26 protein-coding genes are annotated in these 25,795 nt (G+C 71.6%); 13 read left to right on the top strand and 13 right to left on the bottom strand.

The annotated features are described in order from the left end of the window. Window positions 1-27: 27 nt before the first annotated feature. Both ACR9E9_RS03370 and ACR9E9_RS03365 read right to left on the bottom strand, forming a co-directional pair. On the bottom strand, window positions 28-1,299 hold the full coding sequence (locus ACR9E9_RS03370; RefSeq protein WP_435201686.1) for an MFS transporter: 1,272 nt from the start codon (window positions 1,297-1,299) through the stop codon (window positions 28-30). Then, window positions 1,296-1,898, bottom strand: coding sequence for an ArsR/SmtB family transcription factor (locus ACR9E9_RS03365; protein WP_435201684.1), 603 nt, complete (start codon window positions 1,896-1,898; stop codon window positions 1,296-1,298). Before ACR9E9_RS03365 ends, ACR9E9_RS03370 begins: the two co-directional genes overlap by 4 nt. A 166-nt stretch (window positions 1,899-2,064) precedes the next feature. Between ACR9E9_RS03365 and ACR9E9_RS03360 the strand changes: the two genes are divergently transcribed. Together ACR9E9_RS03360 and ACR9E9_RS03355 are read left to right on the top strand one after the other, a co-directional pair. After that, window positions 2,065-3,237: a thiolase family protein gene (locus ACR9E9_RS03360; RefSeq protein WP_435201682.1), complete on the top strand. Its 1,173-nt coding sequence runs from the start codon at window positions 2,065-2,067 to the stop codon at window positions 3,235-3,237. Beyond that, on the top strand, window positions 3,237-3,989 hold the full coding sequence (locus tag ACR9E9_RS03355; protein ID WP_435201680.1) for an enoyl-CoA hydratase/isomerase family protein: 753 nt from the start codon (window positions 3,237-3,239) through the stop codon (window positions 3,987-3,989). The genes ACR9E9_RS03360 and ACR9E9_RS03355 overlap by 1 nt, the downstream gene beginning before the upstream one ends. Window positions 3,990-4,021: 32 nt before the next feature. Here ACR9E9_RS03355 and ACR9E9_RS03350 read toward each other — a convergent pair whose 3' ends face one another. Then, window positions 4,022-4,510, bottom strand: coding sequence for a DUF4395 domain-containing protein (locus ACR9E9_RS03350; RefSeq protein WP_435201678.1), 489 nt, complete (start codon window positions 4,508-4,510; stop codon window positions 4,022-4,024). Window positions 4,511-4,591: 81 nt separating this feature from the next. On the opposite strand from ACR9E9_RS03350, the gene ACR9E9_RS03345 reads away from it, so the two are divergent. Further along, on the top strand, window positions 4,592-5,059 hold the full coding sequence (locus ACR9E9_RS03345) for an aminoacyl-tRNA deacylase (protein ID WP_435201676.1): 468 nt from the start codon (window positions 4,592-4,594) through the stop codon (window positions 5,057-5,059). 135 nt (window positions 5,060-5,194) lie between these two features. Here the strand turns inward: ACR9E9_RS03345 and ACR9E9_RS03340 are convergent, their stop codons facing one another. Beyond that, window positions 5,195-5,953 (bottom strand): SDR family NAD(P)-dependent oxidoreductase, encoded by a 759-nt coding sequence (locus ACR9E9_RS03340; RefSeq protein ID WP_435201674.1) that lies wholly within the window; start codon window positions 5,951-5,953, stop codon window positions 5,195-5,197. Window positions 5,954-6,062: 109 nt separating this feature from the next. Between ACR9E9_RS03340 and ACR9E9_RS03335 the strand changes: the two genes are divergently transcribed. The 3 genes from ACR9E9_RS03335 to ACR9E9_RS03325 all read left to right on the top strand — a co-directional run bounded on the left by ACR9E9_RS03335 (window position 6,063) and on the right by ACR9E9_RS03325 (window position 8,893). Continuing rightward, a complete protein-coding gene (locus ACR9E9_RS03335) occupies window positions 6,063-7,010 on the top strand; it encodes a methylenetetrahydrofolate reductase (RefSeq protein WP_435201672.1) in 948 nt (315 codons plus the stop codon). A gap of 93 nt (window positions 7,011-7,103) precedes the next feature. Continuing rightward, window positions 7,104-8,252 carry an LLM class flavin-dependent oxidoreductase gene (locus tag ACR9E9_RS03330; protein ID WP_435201670.1) on the top strand — a complete coding sequence of 383 codons (1,149 nt, stop codon included), beginning with the start codon at window positions 7,104-7,106 and terminating at the stop codon, window positions 8,250-8,252. Next, complete coding sequence (locus ACR9E9_RS03325) at window positions 8,249-8,893, top strand: FMN reductase (protein WP_435201668.1); 645 nt, start codon at window positions 8,249-8,251, stop codon at window positions 8,891-8,893. Before ACR9E9_RS03330 ends, ACR9E9_RS03325 begins: the two co-directional genes overlap by 4 nt. 123 nt (window positions 8,894-9,016) lie before the next feature. Here the strand turns inward: ACR9E9_RS03325 and ACR9E9_RS03320 are convergent, their stop codons facing one another. Both ACR9E9_RS03320 and ACR9E9_RS03315 read right to left on the bottom strand, forming a co-directional pair. Further along, entirely contained in the window at window positions 9,017-10,501 is a 1,485-nt protein-coding gene (locus ACR9E9_RS03320; RefSeq protein ID WP_435201666.1) for a hypothetical protein, read from the bottom strand. 31 nt (window positions 10,502-10,532) lie between these two features. Then, a complete protein-coding gene (locus ACR9E9_RS03315; protein WP_435201664.1) occupies window positions 10,533-11,453 on the bottom strand; it encodes an NAD(P)H-dependent flavin oxidoreductase in 921 nt (306 codons plus the stop codon). Window positions 11,454-11,499: 46 nt separating this feature from the next. Here ACR9E9_RS03315 and ACR9E9_RS03310 point away from each other — a divergent pair, with 46 nt between their 5' ends. Next, window positions 11,500-12,180: a peptidylprolyl isomerase gene (locus ACR9E9_RS03310; protein WP_435201662.1), complete on the top strand. Its 681-nt coding sequence runs from the start codon at window positions 11,500-11,502 to the stop codon at window positions 12,178-12,180. Between the two features lie 2 nt (window positions 12,181-12,182). Beyond that, window positions 12,183-12,521, top strand: a complete 339-nt coding sequence (locus ACR9E9_RS03305; RefSeq protein ID WP_435201660.1) for an MGMT family protein — start codon at window positions 12,183-12,185, stop codon at window positions 12,519-12,521. Here the strand turns inward: ACR9E9_RS03305 and ACR9E9_RS03300 are convergent. From ACR9E9_RS03300 to ACR9E9_RS03270, 7 genes are all read right to left on the bottom strand, one after another. After that, the gene (locus ACR9E9_RS03300; protein WP_435201658.1) at window positions 12,469-14,013 is read right to left on the bottom strand and encodes a DHA2 family efflux MFS transporter permease subunit; all 1,545 of its coding nucleotides are present in this window, start codon (window positions 14,011-14,013) and stop codon (window positions 12,469-12,471) included. The genes ACR9E9_RS03305 and ACR9E9_RS03300 overlap by 53 nt on opposite strands. A gap of 34 nt (window positions 14,014-14,047) precedes the next feature. Next, the gene (locus ACR9E9_RS03295) at window positions 14,048-14,890 is read right to left on the bottom strand and encodes an SCO6745 family protein (protein WP_435201656.1); all 843 of its coding nucleotides are present in this window, start codon (window positions 14,888-14,890) and stop codon (window positions 14,048-14,050) included. 78 nt (window positions 14,891-14,968) lie between these two features. Beyond that, window positions 14,969-15,457, bottom strand: coding sequence for a MarR family winged helix-turn-helix transcriptional regulator (locus tag ACR9E9_RS03290; RefSeq protein WP_435201654.1), 489 nt, complete (start codon window positions 15,455-15,457; stop codon window positions 14,969-14,971). A gap of 169 nt (window positions 15,458-15,626) precedes the next feature. Further along, window positions 15,627-17,021 carry an MFS transporter gene (locus ACR9E9_RS03285; RefSeq protein ID WP_435201652.1) on the bottom strand — a complete coding sequence of 465 codons (1,395 nt, stop codon included), beginning with the start codon at window positions 17,019-17,021 and terminating at the stop codon, window positions 15,627-15,629. Between the two features lie 57 nt (window positions 17,022-17,078). Continuing rightward, a complete protein-coding gene (locus tag ACR9E9_RS03280) occupies window positions 17,079-18,341 on the bottom strand; it encodes an FAD-dependent monooxygenase (RefSeq protein ID WP_435201650.1) in 1,263 nt (420 codons plus the stop codon). Then, the gene (locus tag ACR9E9_RS03275; RefSeq protein WP_435201648.1) at window positions 18,338-18,520 is read right to left on the bottom strand and encodes a hypothetical protein; all 183 of its coding nucleotides are present in this window, start codon (window positions 18,518-18,520) and stop codon (window positions 18,338-18,340) included. The genes ACR9E9_RS03280 and ACR9E9_RS03275 overlap by 4 nt, the downstream gene beginning before the upstream one ends. A 353-nt stretch (window positions 18,521-18,873) precedes the next feature. Further along, on the bottom strand, window positions 18,874-19,434 hold the full coding sequence (locus ACR9E9_RS03270) for a nucleotidyltransferase family protein (protein ID WP_435201646.1): 561 nt from the start codon (window positions 19,432-19,434) through the stop codon (window positions 18,874-18,876). 142 nt (window positions 19,435-19,576) lie between these two features. Here ACR9E9_RS03270 and ACR9E9_RS03265 point away from each other — a divergent pair, with 142 nt between their 5' ends. The 5 genes from ACR9E9_RS03265 (at window position 19,577) to ACR9E9_RS03245 (ending at window position 25,781) form a co-directional block, all read left to right on the top strand. Next, window positions 19,577-20,251 (top strand): TetR/AcrR family transcriptional regulator, encoded by a 675-nt coding sequence (locus ACR9E9_RS03265; RefSeq protein ID WP_435201644.1) that lies wholly within the window; start codon window positions 19,577-19,579, stop codon window positions 20,249-20,251. Then, the gene (locus ACR9E9_RS03260) at window positions 20,248-21,168 is read left to right on the top strand and encodes an ATP-binding cassette domain-containing protein (protein ID WP_435201642.1); all 921 of its coding nucleotides are present in this window, start codon (window positions 20,248-20,250) and stop codon (window positions 21,166-21,168) included. Before ACR9E9_RS03265 ends, ACR9E9_RS03260 begins: the two co-directional genes overlap by 4 nt. Further along, the gene (locus ACR9E9_RS03255; RefSeq protein WP_435201640.1) at window positions 21,165-22,763 is read left to right on the top strand and encodes an ABC transporter permease; all 1,599 of its coding nucleotides are present in this window, start codon (window positions 21,165-21,167) and stop codon (window positions 22,761-22,763) included. Before ACR9E9_RS03260 ends, ACR9E9_RS03255 begins: the two co-directional genes overlap by 4 nt. Before the next feature lie 847 nt (window positions 22,764-23,610). Next, window positions 23,611-24,897: a beta-propeller fold lactonase family protein gene (locus tag ACR9E9_RS03250; RefSeq protein ID WP_435201638.1), complete on the top strand. Its 1,287-nt coding sequence runs from the start codon at window positions 23,611-23,613 to the stop codon at window positions 24,895-24,897. Then, window positions 24,894-25,781, top strand: coding sequence for a diacylglycerol/lipid kinase family protein (locus tag ACR9E9_RS03245; RefSeq protein ID WP_435201636.1), 888 nt, complete (start codon window positions 24,894-24,896; stop codon window positions 25,779-25,781). Before ACR9E9_RS03250 ends, ACR9E9_RS03245 begins: the two co-directional genes overlap by 4 nt. Window positions 25,782-25,795: the final 14 nt, after the last annotated feature.

The following is a 25,795-nucleotide window of genomic DNA, read 5'->3' as shown; positions in this document are numbered from 1 at the left end:
ATCACGAGGGGCGACGGAGGGCGCCTGTCAGGCGCCCGCGGTCAGGGTGCCGAGGTCTCCACGGGTGGGCAGCTCGCGCAGGGGCCCGAGCCTCGTGGCCACGACGGAGGCGCAGGCCAGGGCGTTGATCACGGCCATGATCACGAGGGTGGCTCGCAGGCCGAGGCTCTCGCCGAGCACTCCGGCGGTCAGTGCCGCGGCCGGCATGGTGCCGTAGTTGATCATCTGGGTGGTGGTGACGACCCGGGCCAGCATCGGTGCGGGGACGTAGCGCTGGCGCCACGCGCCGCGCACGACATTGCCGGCCACGACCGACAACCCGAGCGCGAACATGCCCAGGACGAACCAGATGACGCCGGCGTCGGGTGTGGCCAGCGGGACCAGGAGCCCGGAGAGTCCCGAGGAGACGAGCAGCCAGGTGGAGGCACGGCCCGACCCCCAGCGCACGGAGATGCGCCGCGCGACAGTAGCGCCGACCACCGCTCCGGTGCTGCCGATCGCGAGCACGTAGCCCACGAGTGACGGTTGCAGGTCGAGCGACCGGAGGCAGAAGATCACCGTCAACGTGTTGATCCCGGTCAGCCCGAAGTTGCTCGCTCCGCCGATCACGGTCAACGCGCGGAGGTAGGGATCGTGGACCACAGCAGTGATCCCCGCGCGGATCCGAGCCACCAGTGGTTCGGGTGGTGCCGTGCGCTGCTCCGTGTCGGGGGTGTGGATGCGCCACAGGCATGCGGCGGACACCAAGAAGCTGACCACGTCGACCACGAGGCCGCCCACGGCGCCGACGAGTCGCACCAGCAGCCCGGCCAGGCCCTGACCACCGATCTGCATGGCCGACTCGGTACCCATCAACCGCCCGTTCGCGGCTTCCAGCTGCGAGGGGTCGACCACGGCCGTGACCAGCTTGACGTAGGCGGTGCGGAAGAAGACCGTGCTCACGCCGTTGAGCAGGGCCGCTGTCGCGAGGTGCGGCAGGGTGAGGGCGCCGGCGAACCACGCGAGCGGGACGCTGATGAGGGTGGCTGCCGCCGTGAGGTCCGCGGCGATCATCACCCGGCGGGGAGAACGCTCATCGATCCACGCTCCGGCCGGTAGCCCCACCAGGAGCCACGGCAACCACGCCGCGGCCGTCAGGACCCCGACCCACCCGGCACCGGCACCGAGACCCGTGACGGCCAGCAGCGGGACGAGCACGACCGTCGTGGCGTTGCCGAGCACGCTCACGCCCTCGCCCCACCACAGGAGGGTGAAGTCCCGGTTCCGGCGCAGACCGAGGACGACCGGCGGTGAGGTCACGGTTGGCTGGGGAATCCGTGGGCGAACACGAAGACCGGCTCCCGCTCGGCGTCGTCGTCGGGAGCCGCCCGAGCGCTCCACCGCGTGAGCACCTCGATGATCTCGGCGCTCAGCTCGTCCAGCTCACCGGGCGTCAGGTGCAACCACTGCTGCGTCGCGAACGCCGTGTCGCCCCACTGACCTGCCGCCTCGCTGTTGTCCATCCAGGCCCGCTTGCGCTCGACCTGCCGCGTCAGGCTGATCGACTCGGCCGCGGCGCCGGCCTCTGCGGCCACAGGGTCCCCCGCAAGGTCCGAGCGCGACCATCGAAACCCCGCGGACACCAGACGCCACCAGCGTTCCCGGCGGTCCCGCGCGAGTTCCGGCACCTCTTCGACGAGGCCGACGTCGGCAAGCACCTTCAGGTGGTGACTCACGCTGCCCACGGCCTGACCGGTCCGCTTCGACAGCGACGACGCCGTCGAGGGCCCGTCGACCTTGAGGGCATCGAGGATCCGGTTCCGGAAGGGGTGCGCGATGGCGCTGAGGACGGCGGCCTCGGTGATCCGCCGGACCCCGTGGTCGCGGGACGGACTGTTCCTCGGCGTATCGGCTTCCATGCGTCCACCGTAGATCCACAAGAGTATTTGTACAATAGTTCTTGTTGATCCGCCCGGGTCTCACCGGGTCACGCCCGGCGAGCAGTCGACGGCCGAAGGCACCCCGGACCGGAGGGGGTGGGATGCTGGACCCAGCACCCCCACACCCGATCAACGGAGAGCACCCGTGGAGAAGATCGTCGTCGTCGACGGAGCCCGCACCCCCACCGGCAGCTTCGGTGGCGTCTTCAAGGACGTGCCCGGATACGAGCTGGGCGCCACCGCCAGCATCGAGGCACTGCGGCGCGCCGGCGTCTCCGGCGAGCACATCAGCGAGGTCGTCATGGGCTGCATCGGCCAGGTCGGCCCGGATGCCTACAACGCCCGCCGCGTCGCCGTCACCGCCGGTCTGCCGACGAATGTCCCGGCCTACACGGTCAACCGCCTGTGCGGCTCCGGCCTGCAGGCCATCTGGTCGGCCGCGATGGAGATGCGCTGGAACGACCTCGACTTCACGCTCGCCGGAGGCGACGAGTCGATGACCCGGATGCCCTTCTACGACTTCGGCGCCCGCAGCGGCTACAAGCTCGGCAACCGGCAGTTGCAGGACGGCACCGTCCTGATGCTCACCGACCCCTTCCACGACATCCACATGGGCGTCACCGCCGAGAACGTCGCGCGCACGTACGACGTCTCCCGCGAGCAGCAGGACGAGTTCGCCCTGGAGTCCCAGCGCCGAGCGGCCACCCCGGAGGCCCGGGCCGCCTTCGCCGAGGAGATCATCGCCGTCGAGGTGGGGGGCCGTCGGCCCTTCACCGTCGAGGTCGACGAGCACCCCAAGCCCGAGACCACCCTGGAGACGCTGGCCACGCTTCGCCCCGCCTTCGCCGAGGAGGGCACGGTCACCGCCGGCAATGCCTCCGGGATCAACGACGGTGCCGCCTCGGTGGTCCTCGGCCGCGAGTCCGCAGTGCAGGAGCGCGGGCTGACCGGTCTGGTCAGCCTCGAGGCCGTGACCACCGCCGCACTGGAGCCCGAGCTCATGGGCTACGCCCCGACGCACGCCCTGCGCGCCCTCTTCGACAAGACGGGGACCACGCCGGCCGACATCGGCTCGATCGAGCTCAACGAGGCCTTCGCCTCGCAGGCCGTCGCGGTCATCCGCGACACGCAGCTCGACCCCGCACGGGTCAACCCCTACGGCGGCGCCATCGCCCTGGGTCACCCCGTCGGCGCGACCGGTGCGATCCTCACCCTGCGCCTGGCCAAGGACATGGTCCGACGCGACCTCGAGCTCGGCGTCGTCACCATGTGCATCGGTGGCGGCCAGGCTCTCGCCGCACTCTTCCGGAGGATCTGATGACCCAGCCCGTCACCTACGACGTCACCGACGGCGTCGCCCACATCCAGCTCAACCGACCGGGCTCGGCCAACGCCCTCGACCTGGACCTGACGCGCGCGCTCGCCGAGGCGGCCACGGCGGCAGCGCAGGACGAAGGGGTGCGCGCCGTCGTCCTCAGCGGCGCGGGCTCGCGCTTCTGCGGCGGCGGGGACGTGGCGTCCTTCGCGGACTCCGCCGATCCGAGCGGGTACCTCCACGAGCTCGCGACGACGGCGGACGCCGCAGTGCTGACCCTCGAGACGATGGCCAAGCCGGTCGTCACCGCCGTGCAGGGAGCCGTGGCCGGTGGCGGCCTGGGGGTCATGCTCGCCGGGGACGTCGTCGTCGCCGCCGAGGGCACGAAGTTCGTCTTCGCCTACCCCAACATCGGGCTCACCCCCGACTGCGGAGGGACGATCTCGCTGCCGCGCGCCATGGGCCAGCAGCGGGCGCTGGCCTTCGCGCTCACCGGTCGACCGCTGTCCGCCGAGCAGGCCCTCGCCCAGGGACTCGTCGCCGAGGTCACCGCGGACCCGCTGGAGCGGGCACGCGAGCTGGCCGCGGTGTGGGCCGGCGGCGCAGCGGCCGCCTATGGCCAGGCGCGTCGCCTGCTGCGGGCCAGCGCGGGCCGCACCCGCGAGGAGAGCGGGCGCGACGAGGCGGACACGATCAGTGCCCGCTCGACGAGCCCGGAGGCGCAGGCGCTGTTCGCCACGTTCCTGGGGCGCTGACCCGCGAAGCCCCCTTCGCCCGCGGGGTCGGGTCACACCGAGGCGACCGGGCGACGCGTGATGTCGGCGCAGGCCTCGCACGTCTCCTCGGGGATGACCCCGAGGCGCATGAGGTGACCGAAGACCCAGCACCCGGCGCAGAAGCCGAGGGCCGCCTCGAGCACGGCAAAGAGCGTGAGCACGCCGAGGACGATGCCGGCGGCCAGGTGGAGGCCGAAGCCGAGCGCGAGGATCGCGGCGGCCGTGGAAAAGGCCACGCCGATCCCCTGGGCGAAGCGCTTGGGCTGTCCGGGTGACGGGCGGGGCGCACCCAGGCGGGGGCCGATGACCCGCATCGCCACCCAGCCCAACGGGCTGAGCCTCGGTCCGGCGAGGACGCGGCCGAGGAAGCCGAGCGCCAGCGGCACGAGGAGCCACCACCAGCCGGTGAGGAGGATCAGCCCGCTCGAGAGCGCGACACCGGTGGCCACGGTGCGTGCCGCCTTCTCGTTGACCGGGTTGGGAAAGGTGAAGAAGGACATCCGGCAATCATAACGTGTCGTTTTGGCACTCATAAGCGAGCATGCACAGTGGTGCTCTGGCCGGCGCAGTAGCCTCGGGCCATGGATGGTGGCACCCGAGCGGCGCAGGCCCTGAGCGACAGCGGCATCGCGCACACGATCACCCGGCACGGCAGGGTCGGCTCCCTCGAGGAGGCCGCCGCGGCACGCGGGGTCGAGCCGGGCGACATCATCAAGACGCTCGTGGTGCGGCGGGCCGAGGGCGACCACCTCTTCGTCCTCGTCCCGGGCGATCGGCAGATCTCCTGGCCCAAGCTGCGCGCCTTCCTCGACGTCAACCGGATCTCGTTGCCGGACCAGCACGTGGCACGGGAGGTGACCGGCTACGAACGGGGGACGATCACCCCCTTCGGCTCCCTGACGGCCCTGCCGGTCGTCGCCGACTCCACCGTCCCCGGCCGGACCATCTCGATCGGGGCCGGGGAGCACGGCGTGGCGGCCACCCTCGACGCCGACGCGGCCCTGAGTCACCTCGGCGCCCGGGTCGCCGACGTGACCGACCCCACCTGATCCCGGCCCCCGATACGAACTGCTGCAGGCAGTAGCACGTATCGCCTGCAGCAGTTCGAACTACTGCAGGCGATACAAAGTGCTGCCTGCAGTAGTTCGTATGACGGGGAGAGTGGCGGCGGGGACGAAGGGGGGTCAGCGCGGGGCCATGCGCAGGGCGCCGTCCATCCGGATGACCTCGCCGTTGAGGTAGTCGTGGTCGACGAGGGAGAGCGCGAGCTGGGCGTACTCGTCGGGGCGGGCGAGGCGCTGGGGGAAGGGGACACCCTGGGCCAGGCCCTCGCGGAACTCGTCCGAGACGGTCGCGAGCATCGGGGTCTCGACGATCCCGGGAGCGATCGTCAGCACACGGATGCCGTGCTGCGCGAGGTCACGGGCCGCCGGCAGCGTGAGGCCGACGATGCCGCCCTTGCTCGAGGCATAGGCCGCCTGACCGATCTGCCCGTCGTAGGCGGCGATCGAGGCGGTGTTGATGATGACCCCACGGGCACCGTCCTCCAGCGGTTCGGTCCTGGCCATCTCCTCCGCCGCGAGGGTGAGGACGGTGAAGGTGCCCACGAGGTTGACCTGGACGACCTTGGCGTAGACGTCGAGGTCGTGCACGCCCTTGCGGCCGAGGATGCGCATCGACGGGCCGATGCCGGCGCAGTTGACGACGGTGCGCAGCGGCACCCCGGCGCCGGCCGCGGTCGCCACGGCCTCCCGCACCTGCTGGCCGTCGGTGACATCGACGGCGACGTACTCGACGCCCTCGACGGCGGGTGCCTTCTCGATCGAGTCGGCGAGGTCGAAGGCGAAGACCTTCGCCCCCCCTTCGGCCAGGGAGGCGGCGGTCGCCGCTCCGAGGCCGGAGGCCCCGCCGGTGACGATGGCTGCGGTGTCCGTGATCTGCACTGGTGCTCCTTCGTGAATGCGTGTGTCGTCGCGAGCCTAACCAGTCGCCTTCGTCACAATCTGCGAGACGGTCCGGCACCGCGGCGCCACCGCGTCTAGCGTTCCACCCATGCAGGCTCAGTCCACCGCACCAGCCCTCGGGTCCTTCCCGGCACCGGCGCGCAACACCCGTGAGGTCCTGCTCTTCGGCCTCACCCCTCCGCGCGCCGAGACCGCACCCGAGCGGGTCGCCGAGATCGCCGAGCGGACCCTGGCCCGGGTCGAGGCCCTGCCCGTCGACGCGCTCGTCCTCTACGACATCACCGATGAGGCCGACCGCAACCCGCGGCCCCGGCCCTTCCCCTTCGCCCAGATGCTCGACCCGGCCACCTACCTGCGGGAGGGACTCGGCCGGTGGGACCGCCCCGTCGTCGTCTACCGCTATGTGGGCAAGTACGAGCCGGACGAGCTGCGCGAGTGGCTGGGCGCCGCGCCGGACAACGTCCTCACGGTCTTCGTCGGGTCCTCCAGCGCCGATGCCGAGGTGCGCACGAGCCTGTCGCAGGCCGTCGCGATCCGCCGCGAGGTGCGCCCCACCCTTCCCCTGGGTGGTGTCACCATCCCCGAGCGGCACGCCAGCCGCGGGGACGAGCACGAGCGCCTGCTGCGCAAGCAGCACGCCGGCTCGAGCTTCTTCATCAGCCAGATCATCTACGACATCGGCGCCGCGAAGAACCTCGCCTCGGACTATCGCTATGCCGTCGCCGGGGACGGTCTCGCGGCAGCGCCCCTCGTCTTCACGCTGTCCCTGTGCGGGTCGGCGAAGACGCTCGCCTTCCTCGAGTGGCTCGGCGTCGACGTCCCCCAGTGGGTGCGCAACGAGATCCTCCACGCCGACGACCCGCTCACCTGGTCGAAGCAGCATGCGGTCAACGCCGCCCGGGAGCTCGCCGACTTCTGTCGGTACCTCGGCATTCCGTTCGGCTTCAACATCGAGTCGGTCTCCAGCCGCAAGGTGGAGATCGAGGCCGCGGTCGCGCTGACCCACCAGATCGCGGAGCTGCTCGAGCGGGACTGACTCTCGACGAGAAGTGGGAGCAAAGACCCCCGGAATACCGCGTACTTCCCCAGAGTTATACTGGTTGATACTTCAACAACTCTGGAGGCAGCGATGCAGTTCGGACTCTTCTCCGTCGGCGACGTGACCATGGACCCCACGACCGGCCGCACGCCGAGCGAGGGCGAGCGGATCCACGCCATGACGCAGATCGCGCTCAAGGCCGAGGAGGTCGGACTCGACGTCTTCGCGACCGGCGAGCACCACAACCCGCCCTTCGTCCCCTCGGCGCCCACGACGCACCTCGCGTACATCGCGGCCCGGACCGAGCGCCTGAAGCTCTCGACCGCGACCACCCTCATCACCACGACCGACCCGGTGCGCATCGCGGAGGACTACACCTTCCTGCAACACCTCTCCGGCGGCCGCGTCGACCTGATGATGGGCCGCGGCAACACCGGACCCGTCTACCCGTGGTTCGGCAAGGACATCCGTCAGGGCGTCCCGCTCGCGATCGAGAACTACCACCTGCTGCGCCGCCTGTGGCGCGAGGAGAACGTCACGTGGAAGGGCCAGTTCCGCACCCCCCTGCAGGGATTCACGGCGACCCCCCGACCGCTGGACGAGGTCGCCCCCTTCGTCTGGCACGGCTCGATCCGCTCCACGGAGATCGCCGAGCAGGCCGCCTTCTACGGCGACGGGTTCTTCCACAACAACATCTTCTGGAACATCGAGCACACCGCCCAGATGGTCGACCTCTACCGTCGTCGCTTCGAGCACTACGGCCACGGGGAGGCCAGCCAGGCGATCGTCGGCCTGGGCGGGCAGGCCTTCATGGCCGACACCGAGGCCGAGGCCAAGCGACGCTTCCGGCCCTACTTCGACAAGGCACCGGTCTACGGGCACGGGCCGTCGATGGAGGACTTCACGACGCAGACCCCACTGACGGTCGGCACCCCGGAGATGGTCATCGAGCGCACCCTGTCCTTCGCGGACTCCGTGGGTGACTACCAGCGCCAGCTCTTCCTCATGGACCACGCCGGGCTGCCGCTGGAGATGGCGCTCGAGCAGGTCGAGATCCTCGGCCGCGAGGTCGTGCCGGTGCTGCGCACGGAGTTCGAGGCCCGTCGGCCGGCACACGTCCCGAGCGAGCCCCCGACCCACGCGTCCCTCGTGGCGCAGGGCCCGGACAGCCCGCACCGCCAGGTCGTGACCAGCCCGGTCGCGATCGCCCAGCAGGAGAAGGAGCTCGCCTCCACATGAGTCGGACCGTCGTCGTCATCACCGCCGGACTCTCCCAACCCTCGAGCACCCGGCTGCTCGCCGACCAGCTCGCCGACGCCGCGCGCTCCGCCGTGGGCGGACGCGGGGAGTCCCTCGACGTCGAGTTCGTCGAGCTGCGCGAGCTCGCGGTCGAGATGGCCGAGACGATGGTCTCGGGGCACCGGCCGACCCCCCGCCTCGAAGCCGTCAAGCGACAGGTCGCCTCGGCAGACGGCCTCATCGTCGTCACGCCGGTCTTCAGCGCGAGCTACTCGGGCCTGTTCAAGACCTTCGTCGACCTGCTGGACACGGACTCGTTGACCGGCACGCCGGTGCTCATCGCCGCCACGGCCGGCACGGCCCGACACAGCCTGGTCCTCGAGCACGCGGTGCGCCCCCTCTTCGCCTACCTGCGCGCGGTCGTCGTGCCGACGGGGGTCTTCGCGGCCACCGAGGACTTCGGCGGCGACAGCGATCTCGAGGGTCGGGTGCACCGAGCCGCCGGGGAGCTCGCGGCTCTCGTCGTCGCCGAGCGCACCGGTGTCACCGGCTTGACCCCCACGGGTGGCGAGGCGGGTGGCCAGCTCGCTCCGGTCACCGACTTCTCCCAGCTGCTGCGGGGCCACGACGGCGGCGGCTGAGACCTCGACCCACCTCAAGTTTCTCGGGTGACCCGGAAATCATCGCCTTCGCATGAGTAATAAACCCCTGCGAAGGCGAGGTTTCTCGGGTCACCCGAGAAACCTCGTGGGGCGGCCCGGGCCTCAGCGCGCGAGCCGCCGCCGCACCGACCCGGGCAGACCCGCGACCGCGGCGACCCCGAGGGCGGTCTTCGGCTCGTAGCCGGCGCGCCACAGCCCGCCGTGCGCAGCGGCGTCGCTGAAGAGCTCCTCCGGGTGCGCGCGCTGCGGCGGGCTGCACACGAGGTCGCGCACGAGCAGGGCCGCCATGAGCGGCCGCACCGTCTCCGGCGCGAAGACCTCCACCCCGAAGTGGTGCGCCCCGCCGTAGGCCGCGCCGAGCACCGGGTTCTTCGTCACCGACCGGGTCCAGGTCGCCGGGGCGACGTTGAAGGAGACCCGCTGGCCGGCTCCCTCGGCGGCCACTCCGCGCCACCGCTGCAGGCGCTTGGCGATCGCGTAGTTCGGTCCCTGCTGCGGGACGAGGACGTCGGCGATGCCCGGTCGGTCCTCGCGGGCATCGCGGTAGGCGGGAGCGAAGAGCGCGCCCCGGCCGAGCACGCGGGCTGGCGCCTGCATCCCCTTGACCCCCACCCCGCGCCGGGCCCACCGCTCACGGGCTGCGGCGACGACCTCGGGCGGCACGACGAAGGCGTCGGTCGGCGTGGCCAGCCAGGCCAGGGCGGTGCCCGCGTCGTCATCCGTCAGCTCGCTCATGAGCAGGTCCATCGCCGCACTGACCCGCACGTGCACCCCGGAGTCGGCGTAGGCGTGCATCCCGACGGCGAGCGGGACCTCACCGCGCACCCGCCGGATCCACTCGAGCACCTGGCCGGGCTGGTGGACGACGTCGGCGCCGGAGTCACCGGACTCGTCGACGGGGAAGGTCAGGGTGCCCGCGCCACGGGTGGCCACGCCCTTCTTGTACCGCCACGCGCGGCTGCGCGGCAGGTCGATGGCGAGGACGTCGGCCCCCCACGACAGCAGCGTCTCGAGCGGACCCATCTCGGCTCCGGCGCCGACGAGCAGCGCGCGGTGGCCGGGCAGCGCGAGCCATTCCGGGTGGTCGATGACCTCGCCGACCGCGGTCGCGAAGGACGGCTCGACCACCCCGGCATCCACCCAGGCACCCAGCTGCCCCCGCAGCTCGTCGCCGGCGAGCTCCCGGCCGTCGAGCGGGACGCGCAGCTCGGTGACCGGCTCCCCCGTCCCGCGGACGCTCTCGGTGCCGAAGGGGGCCGCACCGGTCGGCATCGTCAGCTCGGCCTCGGCGAGGCTCGTCTCATGCCCGGCCTCGTCGGCGAGGACCATCCGGCGGCGCATCGAGGACAGACCGTCGGCGGCGATCCGCGAGGCCGCGTCGGCCGAGTCGGCGCTGGCGCCCGTCACCGCGTGGACGAGGTCGACGTAGTCCTTGCGCCACGCGCGGGAGCCGTCGATGCGCTCGGCGAGGGCGGGGTCGACGCCGCGGACCGCGTCGGCGAGGACGCCCTTCGTCGTGGTCGTCGTGGACCGCCGGCCCTGGTCATCGGCCGGGAAGTGGACACCCGCGGAGGTCTCGTCGCTCATGCCCTCATCCTGTGGCGTCACCCACAGGGAATCAACCGCGCCCCGCGAGCGCCGCGACGACGCTCGCGGCGTCGGTCTCCGCCCCGAGCCGGCCCACCCCGACCCCCGCGTAGAGCGGCGTGTAGTCGGTGTCGGCGCGGTCCCGGCCGGCGGCGTGCTCGGCCTTCGCCTCGGGCGTCATCGTCTCCTCCGCGCCGGCCCACTCCTCGACGAAGGGGGTGGCCACCGCCCGCCCGCCGAACTCCCGGGGCCAGGCGATGCCCTGGGCGACGTCGTGGACGCGGGAGTAGCGCGTGGCGACCGCCCCGATGAGAGCGGCGCGCGCCTGCGGACTGTTGTCGCCCTCGCGGCAGGTGAGGAAGGCGGTGCCGCACCAGACCCCGGCCGCCCCGACGGCGAGCGCCCGGGCGACGTCCTCGGCCGTGGCGATCCCGCCCGCAGCGAGGACCGGGGTGTCGGTGGCCGAGAGGGCGAGGTCGAGCATGGCCCGGGCGCCCACCTCGTCACGGCCGTGTCCGCCCCCTTCGCCACCCCGGGCGACGATGACGTCGGCGCCGGCGCCGAGCGCGGCGTCGAGGTCGGCCGCGTTGCCCACCTGGCAGGCGGTCCGCAGCCCGGCCTCCCGCAGCCGCCCGGTGGGCGCCGCGAGGTCCCCGAAGGAGACCGACACCAGGGCCGGCCGCAGATGGTCCGGCAACGCCAGGACCGCGTCGAGCTGGGTGGACAGCTGCGGCACCCAGGCCATCAGCCCGATACCGAAGGGGGTCCCTCCCTCCCCGGCGAGCGCCGCCTGCTCGGCGATCCACTCGCTCGTCGCGCTGCCGCGGGCCCCGATCATGCCCAGGCCACCCGCGGCAGAGACCGCGTGCGCCAGGCGCCCACCGGCCACACCGGCCATGGGTGCGCAGACGATGGGGTGACGGATCCCGAGCGTGTGGGTGAGCGAGGCCATGCCCTCCATCATGCGCCCCGCCCGGGGACCTTCGTAGACTCGCCACATGATCCGTCGCGCTACTCCCGTCCTCGCCGCTGCCCTCCTCACCCTCACCGCCTGTGGCAGCTCCGACAGCTCCTCCGACTCCTCCGACTCCTCGGGCTCGTCAGGCTCCGGGGGCACCGTGAGCGGGAAGACCGAGTGCCCGCCCGCTGACGGGGCGAAGGAGCGGGTGACGCAGTTCGAGTCCGCCCCGCCGATGTGCATCGACGAGGCCAAGGAGTACTCCGCGACGGTGACCACGGACGCGGGGAAGGTCGAGATCGACCTGGATGCGAAGGCCGCGCCGAAGACCGTGAACAACTTCGTCGTCCTGGCCCGGTACAACTACTACGACGGGCTGACCTTCCACCGCGTGATCAAGGACTTCATGGCCCAGGGCGGCGACCCCTCCGGGGACGGGAGCGGCGGTCCCGGCTACCAGTTCGACGACGAGCTGCCCGATCAGGGCGAGTACGAGGTCGGCTCGGTCGCGATGGCCAATGCGGGTCCGAACACCAACGGTTCGCAGTTCTTCGTCATCACCGGCGACAGCGGTGTGCAGCTCCCGCCGGACTACAGCCTCTTCGGCACGGTGACGAAGGGCGAGGACGTCGTGACGACGATCGAGGAGGACGGGTCCGCCGGGGAGGGCGCGCCCGCCACGGTCCACACGATCGAGAGCGTGACGATCACCGAGGAGTGAGCATGGACGACGTCCTCGTCGAGAGGGTGCTCCGGGCGGTGGAGCTCGTTCCGCCCGGGCGAGTCATCTCGTACGGGGACATCGCCGCCCTCGTGGGCACCGGGCCACGCCAGGTCGGGTGGGTCCTGCGCGAGTACGGCAGCGGGGTCTCCTGGTGGCGGGTGGTCAGCGCCGCCGGCGACCCGCCGAAGCACAAGCGGGAGACGGCCTTCGGCTTCTGGAGCGACGAGGGGATCGCCATCAAGCCGAACGGGCTCGGGTGCCGGATGAGTGAGTACCGGGTCGACCTCACGTGGATCGCGACGGAGCACGCTCGGGCGACTGCTGATCTCCCCCGCTGACCGGTCGTCCCCGGTGGCTCATCTGCTCGAGAGCGACGGCCGCGACCGCGCCGACGACGAGGACCGCTGCGGGCAGGAGCATCGCATCAGCCAGGGCCGACGACAGCGCCTCGGCCACTGCGGCGGGCAGGGCGCCGCCGCCACCTGCTCCCCCTTCGGGTCCGCCGGCGAAGCGCTCGGCCGCCTCGGGGCCGAGGTGCGCGCCGATCCGCGCGGACATCAGGGCGGCGATCGCCGCCGACCCGATGACGGAGCCGACCTGGCGCGTCGTGTTGTAGACCCCGGCACCGGCCCCGGCGAGGGTGATCGGCAGGTTGCGGTTGGCGGTCGTCGCCAAGGGCCCCCAGATGCAGGCCCCGGTGATGCCGATGAAGGTCACGACGACGAGGACCGCCCACATCGGGGAGTCGGGGGTCATGAGGCGGGAGAGGACGAAGAGGGTGATGGCGAAGCCACCGAGCCCGAGTGCGGGCAGCACCCGCGGATGGATCCGGTCGACGAGCTGACCGACCCGCCGGGCGAGGACGATCGAGGCGATGGCCTGCGGCGCGATGACCAGGGCGGCGCCGGTGGGTGAGTAGCCGCGCACCGTCTGCAGCCAGATGAGCAGCGGGAACATCATCGCGGTGACGGCCAGGCCCATCGTCGTGATGGCGATGTTGGACAGGGAGAAGTTGCGGTCGCGGAAGATCCTCAGGGGGACGAGCGGCTCCTTCGGCCCGCGCGCCTGCCAGGCGACGAAGGCGACGAGCACCACCAGCCCCACCCCGATGAGCACCGGGATCGTCACCGGGCCGAGGATGGCACCCCAGTCACGCTGCTCGCCCTCCTGCAGACCGAAGATCACGAGGAAGAGACCGATCGCGGACAGCGCGACACCGACCCAGTCCATCGCGCGTGCGTGCACCTGCAGCGTGGGCACGAGCCGCAGGGCCGCGACGAAGCCGATGACCCCGACCGGCACGTTGATGAAGAAGATCCACTCCCAGCCGAGGGAGTCCAGCAGCAGGCCGCCGAGCAGCGGGCCGACGAGGAAGGCGACTCCGGCCGTGGCGCCCCACAGCGCCATCGCCGAACCGCGACGCTCCGGGGGGAAGGTCCGGGTGATGACCGCCATCGTCTGCGGCGTCATCATCGAGGCGCCGACGCCCTGGACGACGCGTGCCGCCACGAGCGCGCCGATCGTCGGACTCAGCCCGCAGGCGAGCGAGGCGAGGGTGAAGACCGCCAGACCGATGAGGTAGAGCCGCTTGGGCCCGAACCGGTCACCGAGGCGACCGGTGATGAGCAGGGGCACCGCGTAGGCGAGCAGGTAGGCGCTCGTCACCCACAGCACCGGCTCGATCCCCGCGTCGAAGAAGTCCATCAGGGCCGGCGTCGCGATCGAGACGATCGAGACGTCGACGAGGATCATGAAGAACCCGACGACGAGTGCCCAGAGGGCCGGCCACGGGTTGTCGGGGAGGTCGTCCTCCCCGATGGCAGCAGTCATGGAGGTGACGCTACGCCCGGTGGCCGACATCCCGTCAGGCGAAGACGCCCTTCGGGAACGCTCCGCCCGCCACCGCCTGCCGCACCCAGGGTCGGCCCAGCTCGGCGAGCCGGGTGGCTCCCTCCTGACCCAGGGCCTGCCACGGCTGGCCGGCCATCCGGTCGGTGGCCTCTTCGATGCGCCGGCGAAGGGAGTGCCCCTCCTCGGTCAGGCCACCATCCGGCGTCAGCACGCCCCGCTCGGCGAGGTCGGCCACCGTCGCGCCCCACTCCTCCTCGCTCCAGCCGCGCGTCGCCTGCGCGGCAGCCACCGTGAAGCCCCGACCGGTGGCGGTGTGCGTGACCAGGGCCTCGAGGCCGGAGAGGCCCTCCTCGAGGAGAGCTGCCACGTGCCCGTCGCCGCGGTGCTCGCGCAGGAGGCTCAGTGCGTGGAAGAGGACGAGGTGGGGCGCGTCCGGCCACGGCAGGTCGGCGTGGCCGGCGCAGAGCGGGCGGCCGGCGACCGAGCAGGCCCGGGCCGCGGTCCGGGCCAGCTCCGCCGCCTCCGCGAGGTCGTCCGGGTCGAGGTCACCCAGGAGCCGACCCCACGCCGCCGAGACGCCGCGATAGCGGGCTGCCGTGACCTCCTCCGGCGAGGCCAGCGTCCACGCACCGTCCATCCGGTGCGCCACGAGAGCGGGGTTGAAGACGAAGAAGGTCGCGGCCACCGTGCCGGGCGAGACCGCGCCCATCGGGGCGCTGCGGGAGGCGAAGTAGCACATCCGGCCCTTCTCCAGCCCGATCCGGGTGAGCTCCTCCTGCACCTCCGGGGCGAAGTACCCGAAGGCGTGGAGGGTCTCGAGGGAGCGGGCGATGCGGCCTGAGTCGTGAGGGTCCATGACCCCTGTCTACCGCCTGCATCCTCGAGTCGGTCCGCGCAGGGGCCGTGACCCGGCCACGGACGCGCGTGGGCCCGGTCAGTCGTCGGCGGCAGCCAGCTCGGCGGCGAGCTCGGCCCATCGCTGACTGAGGTCGTTGAGCTCGGCCATGATCTCGTCCTTGCGGCGCGGCTCGTGGGAGAAGAGCCGCCGGTCGAGAGCATCACGCCCCCTCCGGCTCTTCGCGAGCTCCGTCTCACCCAGCGCGGTGATCCGCACGACCTTGCGTCGGGCATCGACGTCGGAGCGCGTGCGCACGATGAGCGACCGGCGCTCCAGGCGCCGCGCGACATCGACCATCGTCGAGGCGTCGAGTGCCGCGGCCGAGCCCACGGAGGCCTGGTCGGACCCGTCGTAGAGATCCAGGACGTCGAGGACGGCGAACTGGGGGCCGGTGAGCTGGGTGTCGACCATCCGCGACCAGGCGGCCGTGTACGACTGGTAGAGCTTGCGGATGACGAAGCCGGGAGCACTCCCCAGCTGGTCAGGGGTCTCGGCTCGCCGCACGTCGCTCCTGGTCCTGCTCACCCGTTCGCCCCTTGTCGTCACTGCACGCCACCGACGCGCAGCGCCTCGGCGAGAACCTTCTCGGCTCCTCGGTCAGTGTCCCAGAACACCATGCGACCGGCACGTCCGGCCGGGCGAGCCGGTGTCCTCGCGCACCGACGCCCACCGCACGACACTGTCCACGTCCGGATCAGTCGAGCACGACGGCAGGCGAACGCACCGCGGCACCCGTGTCGTCCTCGACGACGGCGTCGAGGTCCATTCCCTTCGTCTCGGGAGCGAACCTGGCCATCATCGCGACGGCGACGAAGACGGCGACCATGAGGATGAGGAAGGTGTTGACCAGACCCAGCGTCGGGAACATCCAGGCGCTGAAGGCGATCGGCGCGAGGCCGGTCGCGACGCGACTCGCCGAGGAGGCCCAGGCGAAACCGCTGGCGCGGATCTCCGTCGGGTAGATCTCCGCGATGTAGGCGTAGAGGACGGGGATGGCGATCTGGATGACGAAACCGAAGACACCGATCGCCACGAGCGCGAGGTGGGTCATCTCGAGCGTGTAGCCGATGCCGACCAGAGCGATCGAGCCGAGGGTCGCGCTGACGCCGAGCAACCACTTGCGGCCGGTGATGTCCACCAGCGCGGCCGAGAGGGCGCAACCGAAGATGCCGATGGCGCTCATGATCGTCGAGCCGAGGAAGGCGACCGTGAAGGTCGCGCCGGCGTCCGACAGGAGCGTCGGCAACCAGCTCAGCGCGGCGTAGTACACGACCATGATGCTGACGAAGAGCATCCACGCCGTGAGGGTGGTCATCGGCATGCGGCCCCAGATCATTCGCAGCTGACGCACTCCCGCGACGACCCCGTTGACCCGCGCCTCGACGACGGGCGGCTTGATCTCGTACGGCTCGGGATCCGCCCCGGTCTCCCGGACGAGGCGGTCGATGATCTCGCGGGCCTCGGCCTCACGCCCGACCTTGGCCAGGTAGATCGGTGACTCCGGGACGCCGCGACGCACCCAGAAGGTGAGCAGTGCGGGAAGCACCATGATCCCGAGCATGATCCGCCAGTTGTGCTCGACGTCGAGCAGGGCCCAGGCAGACAGACCGGCGAGGGTGGCGCCGATCGGCCAGAAGAGGTCGAGCGCGGTCAGCACCTTGCCGCGGATGGCTTTGGGTGAGAACTCACCGACGATCGCGTAGTCGACGGGGATGCACCCGCCGAGACCGAATCCGGCCAGGAAGCGGAAGGCGAGGAAGACGCCGTAGGTCGGCGAGAAGGCGCCCAGCACGGAGAAGAGGGCGAAGATCATCAGCGTGATGCTGAAGGCCCTCTTGCGACCGAGCCGGTCGGCGATGCTGCCCCAGGTGATGGCACCGATGGCCATGCCGATGAGATTGGCAGTGGCCACGTAGCCCCGCGCCCCGTCGGAGAGGCCGAAGTCCAGACCGACGAGCGGGGTGAGGAATCCGTTGAGGGCGATGTCCCAGGCGTCGAAGAGATAGCCGAGTCCACCGATGAGGAAGATCTTTCCCTGGACGTTCCACCGCCAGGGAAGGTTCTGGACGATCTGGTCGCCAGTGCGCATGTTGGTCTCCAATGTGTCTCACCCCTTGGGGTCGCGCGGACCGTCTGAACCGGTGGTTCAGCGGCGGAACTGGTAGTGGTAGGACTCCATGTCGGCGTTGTTCAGCGGGCTGCCGCTCCAGAGCCAGTGATAGGACACGTCGGACTCGCCGTTGAAGGTGGCCAGCTTGTGGTCCCGCTCCTCCTGCTCCGGGCCATCCGGCAGGTGGTAGAAGTCCTTGTTGCGCAGCGAGGCGTCCTGGACCATGCCCGCGTGCTTGGATCGGCGGGCGACGTAACGGGCGAGTGCTGACTCGATGTCGTCACGGGCGACGCTGCCCAGCTCCTCGGCCAGGACGCCTGCGTCCTCCATGGCCTGCGAGGCGCCCTGCGCCTGGTACGGCAGCATCGCGTGGCAGGCGTCACCGAGCAGCGCCACGTTGCCGTCACGCCACACCGGGTCACGGCGCCGGTGGTACATGGCCCACACGCTGCAGTCATGCCCGGCCTTCGAGAGCATCGCGGCCACACGATCGTCCCAGTCCTTGTACTGCTCGAGCATCTCGTCCACGCTCGCAGGCCTCGACCAGGTGTAGGCGATGTCGTCATCGGCCGGGACGATCGCGACGATGTTCAGCAGATCGCCGCCACGGATCATGTAGTGCACGAGGTGGCGGTCGGGGCCGTACCAGATCGTGCTCTGGAAGCGGTCGACGAGCCACCGCGTGGCCGGGTCCGCACGGACCCGGTCGCCCGGCACCAGCACCCGGTAGGCCATCTCACCCGAGAACTCGAGGGTGTCCTCTCCGCCGATCGCATCGCGCACGGCCGAGCGGATGCCATCCGCACCGACGACCACGTCACCGGCGAAGCGGCGTCCGTCGACGGTGACGACCACCGGTCGGGCGGGGACGGACTGGTCGACCTCGTCGGCCTGCGCGCTGGTGATGACCTCGACGACGGGGCCGTGGCCGTCCGGGTCGATGCACGCCTCGTGGATCACCTGGTGCAGGTCCGCGCGGTGGTAGTGCCAGTAGGGGGCGTTGTAGGTCTCCTTGACGTACCCGCCCAGCGCGGTGAGCCCGATGACGCTGCCGTCCTTCCACCGACGGCGCACCTGGTCCTGCGGCTCCGTCCTGATCCGTTCGAGCTCCGGCAGGAGGCCGAGGCCCATGAGGACCCGCGCTGCGTTGGGCGCGGTCTGGATGCCGGCACCGACCTCGCCGAGCTCGGCGGCGCGCTCGAGGACGGTGACCCGCAGTCCCTGTTGGCGCATGGCGAGTGCGGCGGTGAGCCCGCCGAGACCGCCGCCGACGACGACGACCTCGAGGGATTGGCTCATGGACACGTGTGGCCTCCTGGGGATGCGACGGGCGTCGCGAGTTCGGTGTGCGCTGTGGCGAAGGGGGTGTTCGAGTCCTCGATGGGGGCGCCGTCGGCGACGACCGTCGTCTCGCCGGGGGGCAGGTTCAGCTCCTCGGTGCAGGCACGGACCAGGTCTGCAGACGTCAGCTGATTCATCGATGAATCTCCCTCGTACTCGGCGGCGAGCGGATCTGGTGGTCGTTTCTATACGCACGATTAGGGGTTCGTCAAGACCTTCTGGCACGAGAGAGCCTGTTCGCGACCCGCCGCGACCCCGGGTCCACCCACCCGCAAAGGGCTGGCCAACACCGGAAAATAGAGGTTCACGGTGATCGGTCACGACCGGGAGCGCGCAGCTCCACAGAGGGGGCCGCAAAGTTCCACCACCCGGTCAGCCATTGCCAGAGTGTCAGTAGTACGAGTACGCACAGTTACGACGTGCGTCCGGACTCACGGTCCTCACCGGGCACGGGAGCAGGCTCGACCGCCACGACGCAGGCGGCGTCGCCTCACTCCTGGGGGGAGTCGACGTCGACTCCCGACGCCAGGTCGCCGCACTCGACCTGCAGCGCACCGCGTCGACGCAGGTAGGGGCCGGCTCCTCGGTCCCCCGCGAGCTCCGCGCGCAGTGGCCGCCAGTGGTCGCGTCCGATGACGACGGGGTGCCCGACCACCCCGCTGTAGACGGCGCGCCGCAGATCGCCCGCGTCGGGTTCCGGCTGCAGGAGGCGTTGCGCCACCAGGGCCGTCACGTCCGGCAGGTCGACGAGGTGGACCAGCGCGCAGGACGCGCCCGAGGCGGAGATCTCGCGCAGACCATGAGCGAGCGAGGCGCCGATCCCCTCCTCCCAGTCGGGGCACAGCGCGTACCGGACACCCGGGATGTCGATGGCCGCCCTCCCCCCACAGGCACCGAGGACGACCGTCACCCCGTCGCAGCCGCCGTCGAGGAGCACCCCGGCAGCCCGCGCGAGCCACGGCGTGCCGTCAGGGTCGCGCTTGAGGGCCTTGGGCATCCCCATCCGGCGCCCGGCGCCGGCCGCGAGGAGGAGCCCGTGGACTGTCGACATGCCCGAGACCCTAGTCAGCGCCGGGTCAGTAGTAGCTCGTATGACCGGCAGTAGCTCGTGGTGCTGCTGACGATACGAACTACTGCCTGCAGTAGTTCGTATCGCCTTGACCGGGGGTGAACGCGCGTTTAGCATACTGAACATGAGTTCAGCCATCGAGGATCGCACCGCACGGGCACGGGTGCGCGATGCCGCCCTCGAGCTCTTCGCCGAGCACGGCGAGGACCGGGTGACGCTGCGCCAGGTGGCCGAGCTCGCCGGCGTCTCCCCCGCGCTGGTCGTGCACCACTTCGGGTCGAAGGTGGGGCTGCGCGAGGCGGTGGTCGACCACGTGCGGGCCTGGATGGACGGCCTCATCGGGGCCGCCACGGACGAGCAGATGACCGACGACCTCGCCGCCGGTGAGCTGTCCTCGATCAGTGACGTCATCGCGGGGGCCTTCCCCGAGGGCGCACCCCTGCCCCGCTACCTGCGGCGGCTGCTCATGACGGGCGACCCCGCCGCGACCGACCTCCTGCGCACCTGGCACCGGCGAAGCACCGAGATCTACCGCGGCCTCGATGCCGCCGGGGTCATCGAGGCCGGCCCGGACCCGGAGACGCGCGCCGCCCTGACGATGACGGCGGACTTCGGCCTGCTCCTGCTCACCGACCACTGGAAGCAGGTCCTGGGCTACGACCCCCTTCGCGGCGAGGGGCTCACGCGCTGGGCCGCGGAGGCGATGCGGACGTATGCCGCACTCCTCCCGACCTCCGATACGGCGCCGGCCGACGCGACGACACCCGATCCACCCCCTTCGTCCGAGGAGACCCCATGAGCGATGCACCGGTCATCCACACGCAGGACCTGCACAAGGCCTATGGCAGCACCCACGCCCTCGACGGGCTCGATCTCGAGGTCGCCCGGGGCGAGGTCCACGGCTTCCTCGGGCCCAACGGCGCCGGCAAGTCCACGACGATCCGGGTCCTGCTCGGCCTCACCCGCGCCGACAGCGGCCGGGTGAGCGTCCTTGGCGGCGACCCCTGGCACGACGCCGTCGAGCTCCATCGCCGCCTGGCCTATGTCCCCGCCGGGGTGACCCTCTGGCCCGGCCTCACCGGTGGCCAGTGCATCGACGTCCTCGGCCGGGCCCACGGAGGACTCGACGAGGGCCGTCGCGCCGAGCTCGTCGAGCGCTTCGACCTCGACACCAGGAAGCGCACCCGCGACTACTCGACGGGAAACAAGCAGAAGGTCTCCCTGATCTCCGCCCTCGCTGCGGACGCCGACCTGCTCCTGCTGGACGAGCCGACCTCCGGCCTCGACCCGCTCATGGAGCAGGTCTTCCAGGAGACCCTCCGCGAGCGCGTCGCCGAGGGCGCGACCGTCCTGCTCTCGAGCCACATCCTCGGCGAGGTCGAGGCGCTCGCCGACCGGGTGAGCATCATCCGCTCCGGGCAGACCGTGACGACCGGGACGCTGGCCGGCCTGCGCCGCAGCACGAGCAGCCAGCTGCACGCGGTGACCGACCGCCCCCTCGACCTCGAGGCGCTGGAGGGCATCACCGCCCTCGTCGCCAGCACCTCGCAGGGCCGCCCCGAGGTCCGCTGCCACGTCGACGCCACCGCGATCGCCGAGGTCGTCGGCCGCGTCCACGCCGCCGGGGTGCACACCCTGACGATCACCCCGCCGAGTCTCGATGACCTCTTCCTCGAGCAGTACCGCGCCACCCCCAGCCCGGAGCCGGCACGATGAGCGCGTCCACCTCGATCCACACCTCGGGCATCGGGATCAACCTGCGTGTGCAGTGGCGCACCGGGTGGAAGGCCCTCGCGGCCTGGGTCCTCGGCCTCTTCGCGCTCGTCCTCATCACGACGACCTCGATCACCGAGCTCTACGACACCCCGGAGAAGCTGCGCAGCTACTCCGAGTCGACGGCCACCCCCGCGCTGCGGATGCTCAACGGCGCCGTCGCCGGCGTGGACACCCTCGGCGGGGTGATGGCCAACGAGCTCGGCTTCGTCGTCGCCTTCGCCGTGCCGCTGCTCGCGATCGCCCTCACCGTCCGCGGGACGCGAAGGGAGGAGGAGGCCGGTCGTCTCGAGCTCCTCCTCGCCTCCCGCATGGGGCGGCAGGCGCCGCTCGTCGCGGCCGTCCTCCTCGCCCTGGGGGCCCTGGTCACGCTCGGCGTCCTGACCTCGCTCGCCTTCCTCGCCGTCGGGGCCGACACGCTCGGATCCCTGGTGTACGGCGCGGCCGTCCTCGCCCTCGGAGCGGTCTTCGTCGGCGTCACCGCGGTGCTCGCCCAGGCCTTCGGCCACCAGCGGTCCGTCTGGGGCGCCGGCCTGGCCCTCACCCTCGCCGCCTACATCGTCCGCGGCATCGGCGCGGTCGACGACACCTGGGTCGTGTGGCTCTCACCCCACGGGTGGTACGACGAGGCGGCGCCCTTCGGGGATCCGCAGCTCCTCCCCTTCGTCCTCAGTGCGGCGACGACGCTCGTGCTGCTCGCGCTCGCCCTGCGGCTGTCCGCCCGCCGCGACGTCGGCGGCTCCCTCGTGGCCGCGCGCACCGGGCCGCACCGGGCGAGCGCGGGACTGCGCACCCCGCTCGGTCTGGCCCTGCGCGAACACCGCGGCACGACGATCGGCTGGGCCCTGCTCGTCGCGATCCTCATGGGCACCTACGGGTCGCTCACCCAGACCGTCATCGACGCCTTCGAGGGCAACCCGGACCTGGCCGCCTTCCTCGGCGGCGGCGACGCGGGCATCGTCGAGCCGATGGCGGCGATGTTCGTCCTGCTGCTGTCGATGCTCGTGAGCGGCTACGTGCTGCAGTCCCTCGGGTCGCTCCGCTCCGAGGAGACCTCCGGGAGGCTCGAGCTGCAGCTGAGCGAGGCGCGCGGCCGCATCGCCTGGCTGGCTCCGCACCTGGGCGTCGTCGCCCTCGGCACCCTCGTCGTCGGGGTGGTGGGCGCCCTCACCCTCGCCGTGTCGACGGCCAGCGCCCTCGACGACTTCTCGTGGGTCGGGACGCTCCTGGGCGCCAGCGCCGCCCACCTGCCGGTGGCGCTCCTCTTCGCCGGACTCAGCGTGGCGCTCTTCGGGTGGTCACCCCGGCTCCAGCCGGCGGTCTGGGCGCTCTTCGCCGTGGCCGCGGTCCTCGCCTACATGGGCCCCGGCCTCGACCTGCCCACGTGGCTCGTCGACGGGTCCCCCTTCGCACTCGTCGGTACGGTCCCCGCCGAGGACGTCGACGTCACCGGATCGCTCGTCGCGGGCATCGGGGGTCTCGCCCTCCTCGGGCTCGGCGTCCTCGGCTTCACCCGACGGGACGTCCCGCGCCGCTGACCCGGCAGCCATCTCCCGACGCTTCTCGTCCTGCTCCCGTCGGCGGGTGACCTCGCGCCGGGCGAGCCCGAGCCCGAAGAGGACCGGGATCACGTACTTGAGGTGGTCGAGGACCCAGTTCACCCAGCCCGGGGCCTGCCACGAGGGGAGGTCGACGCCCGGCCAGGGGATGTCCGGCCACGGGATCGACGGGAGATCGAGGTCCGGCCACGGGATGTCCCAGTCCGGCAGCGGTAGCGAGGGCAGCCGGGAGAGCAGCCAGGCCACGAGCGCCGCACCGATGAAGGGAGCCACCACCTTGCCGATGCCCAGCACGACGTGGCGCGCGGCGAAGAGGCGCGGATGGGCACGCATCCGTTCCTCGCGCTCCGCAGCCGGCGAGCCGGCCTCCGGGACGAGGTCGAGACCGCCGGTCCCGACGACTGCCGCCGCAGCGGCCCCGGCCCGCGCGCCCTCGAACCACGTGGCCCGCACCGGCCTCCCGGCAGCCGTGAACCGTGCCTTGATCGCCCCTGCCTCATCGGCCCACGGGTGATCCGCATCGGCCGAGAGCTCCACCGAGCTCCCGGCGGACCTCTCGGAGGCGATCTGCTCGCCGTCGACCCACCAGGTGACCTCGTGGGTGAAGCTCCCGACCGTCGTCTCGACACGGTGCCGACGGCCGCCCAGCGTCATCTCGTAGACCTGACTCGAACCCATGCCCCCCAGCCCACCACGCCCCGGCAGCGCGCACATCGACCGAAGGTCTCCCCTGCGTCATCCTTTGGTCGGGCACGGTGCGCCTCCACCGTCCCGAGCCCTCCCGGGCCTAGGTTCGACGGGACGCTGTCCACATCGAGGTACCCACGTGAAGATCAATCCTGATCCCGTCTACATCCGCCGCCGACGCATCGTCCTGGCGCTCGCCGCCGTGCTCGCCCTCGTCCTCGCCGTGCTGGCGCTGGGCAAGGTCCTCGGTGGGGACGAGCAGCAGGCCTCCGCCGACTCGCCCACCACGACGACGTCGACTCCGCAGAAGGAGCCGGAGTCACAGACGAAGACCTCCTCGCCGGTGGAGGTCGAGTCCCCCGCCCCCAAGGAGTCCCCCGCGAAGAAGCAGGGCAAGAAGGCCGACCCCGCCGACTCCGACCCCGTGCGGGTGCAGCGGATCACCGGCGAGCTGACGCCGAAGTCGGTCGTCGCCTCGACCTCGGGACAGGTCTTCGCGCAGAACATGATGTACACGCACACGATGAGCGTCTTCACCGCCGAGGGCGCCCTGCAGAAGACCATCGACGACTCCGTCGACCTGTCGAAGTTCGGCGTCACCGGGCACGCCGGCGAGAGCCAGGGCGCGCCGGTCGAGATGGCCTTCAGCCCCGACGGCGAGACCGCATGGGTGAGCAACTACTCGATGTACGGCGAGGGCTTCCTCCCCGAGGGCAAGGACGCGTGCACCGGCCCGGAGAACACCTCCGACAGCTTCCTCTACAAGGTCGACACCTCGACGCTGAAGGTCACCGACGTCGTCGAGGTGGGCGCCGTGCCGAAGTACGTCGCGACGAGCCACGACGGATCCACGGTCCTCGTGACCAACTGGTGCTCCTTCGACCTCACCGTCGTCGACACGAAGACCGCGAAGGTCACCGACACCATCCCCCTCGGTGGCACGTACCCGCGGGGCATCGCGATCTCCCCCGACGACGAGACCGCCTACGTCGCGCTCATGGGCGACGACCGCACGGTCACGGTCGACCTCGACTCCGGCGCCGTGGAGGACTTCGCCGCCACCGGCGACGGCCCGCGGCACCTGCTCACCTCCCCGGACGGCAGCGCGGTGTACGTGTCCAACAACGGCGAGGGCACGGTCAGCGAGGTGGACGCCGAGACCGGCGAGGTCACCCGTGAGGTCGTCGTCGGCGACCAGCCCCGGTCGATGACGATGAGCCCCGACGGCAGCGCCCTCTACGTCGGCAACTACGCCAGCAGCACGATGAGCAAGATCCGGGTCGAGGACTTCGCGGTCACCCACACCAAGGAGACCGACGCCCTGCCGATCGGCATCACCTACGAGCCGACGAAGAAGCGGGTGTGGGTCGCGAGCTACGGCGGATCGATCATCGTCTTCGACGACTCCCGCACGGCCGCTGAGTGAGGTCCGCGCTCGTCATCAACCCCTCGAAGGGGGGATGGGAGCGGGCGCTCGAGGCGGTCACCGCCGCGGCCCGGGCGGCCGGCTGGCCGGAGCCCGCGGTGCACCTGACCACGCGTGAGGACACCGGCCACGCCCAGGCGAGCGCCGCGGTCGCGGACGGCGCCCGGGTCGTCATCGCCGCGGGGGGCGACGGCACGGTCCGCGCGGTCGCGCACGGTGTCTCCGGCACGGGGGTCGAGATGGGGGTCGTGCCCATCGGCACCGCCAACCTCCTCGCCCACAACCTCGACCTGCCCAGGGGCATCGGCCCCGCGGCCGTGGTCGCCGTGACGGGCGAGGCCCGGGCGGTCGACCTCGGACTGGCCCGGCTCGACGACGAGGCGCACGACCTCCCCTTCGTCGTGCTGGCGGGGATGGGTCACGACGCGGCGACGGTCGCGGCCACCCGCCCCGGGCTCAAGGAGCGCATCGGCTGGGCGGCCTATGTCGCGCCCGCCGCCCGCTCGGCGTTGCGACGACCGGTGCCGGTCACCGTGCGGCACGACGACGGGCCCGAGCGCGAGATCCTCGCGTGGAGCGTCCTCGCCGCGAACTGCTCCCGGGTGCGTGCCGGGGTGGCGATCGCTCCGGGCGGACTGCTGGACGACGGCCTCCTCGACGTCCTGGAGGTCACCGTGCGCCGCCCCGACCAGTGGCTCGGGGTGGCGGCGAAGGGGACGCTGGGCTGGGGACGTGACGTCGCCGGTCTGCAGACCCGGGCCTCGACCGAGGTGATGGTCACGAGCGAGCAGCCGCTGCACGTCCAGCTCGACGGCGACGTCCTCGAGCCCGCTCGGCGGTTGCGGGTGCGCTGCGTGCGCCACGCCCTGGCCGTCCGCGTCTGACCTCGCCGGGGAGA

Source organism: Janibacter sp. GS2 (assembly GCF_051200835.1).
Taxonomy (GTDB): domain Bacteria; phylum Actinomycetota; class Actinomycetes; order Actinomycetales; family Dermatophilaceae; genus Janibacter.
This window is presented reverse-complemented; position numbering and strand designations above follow the sequence as displayed.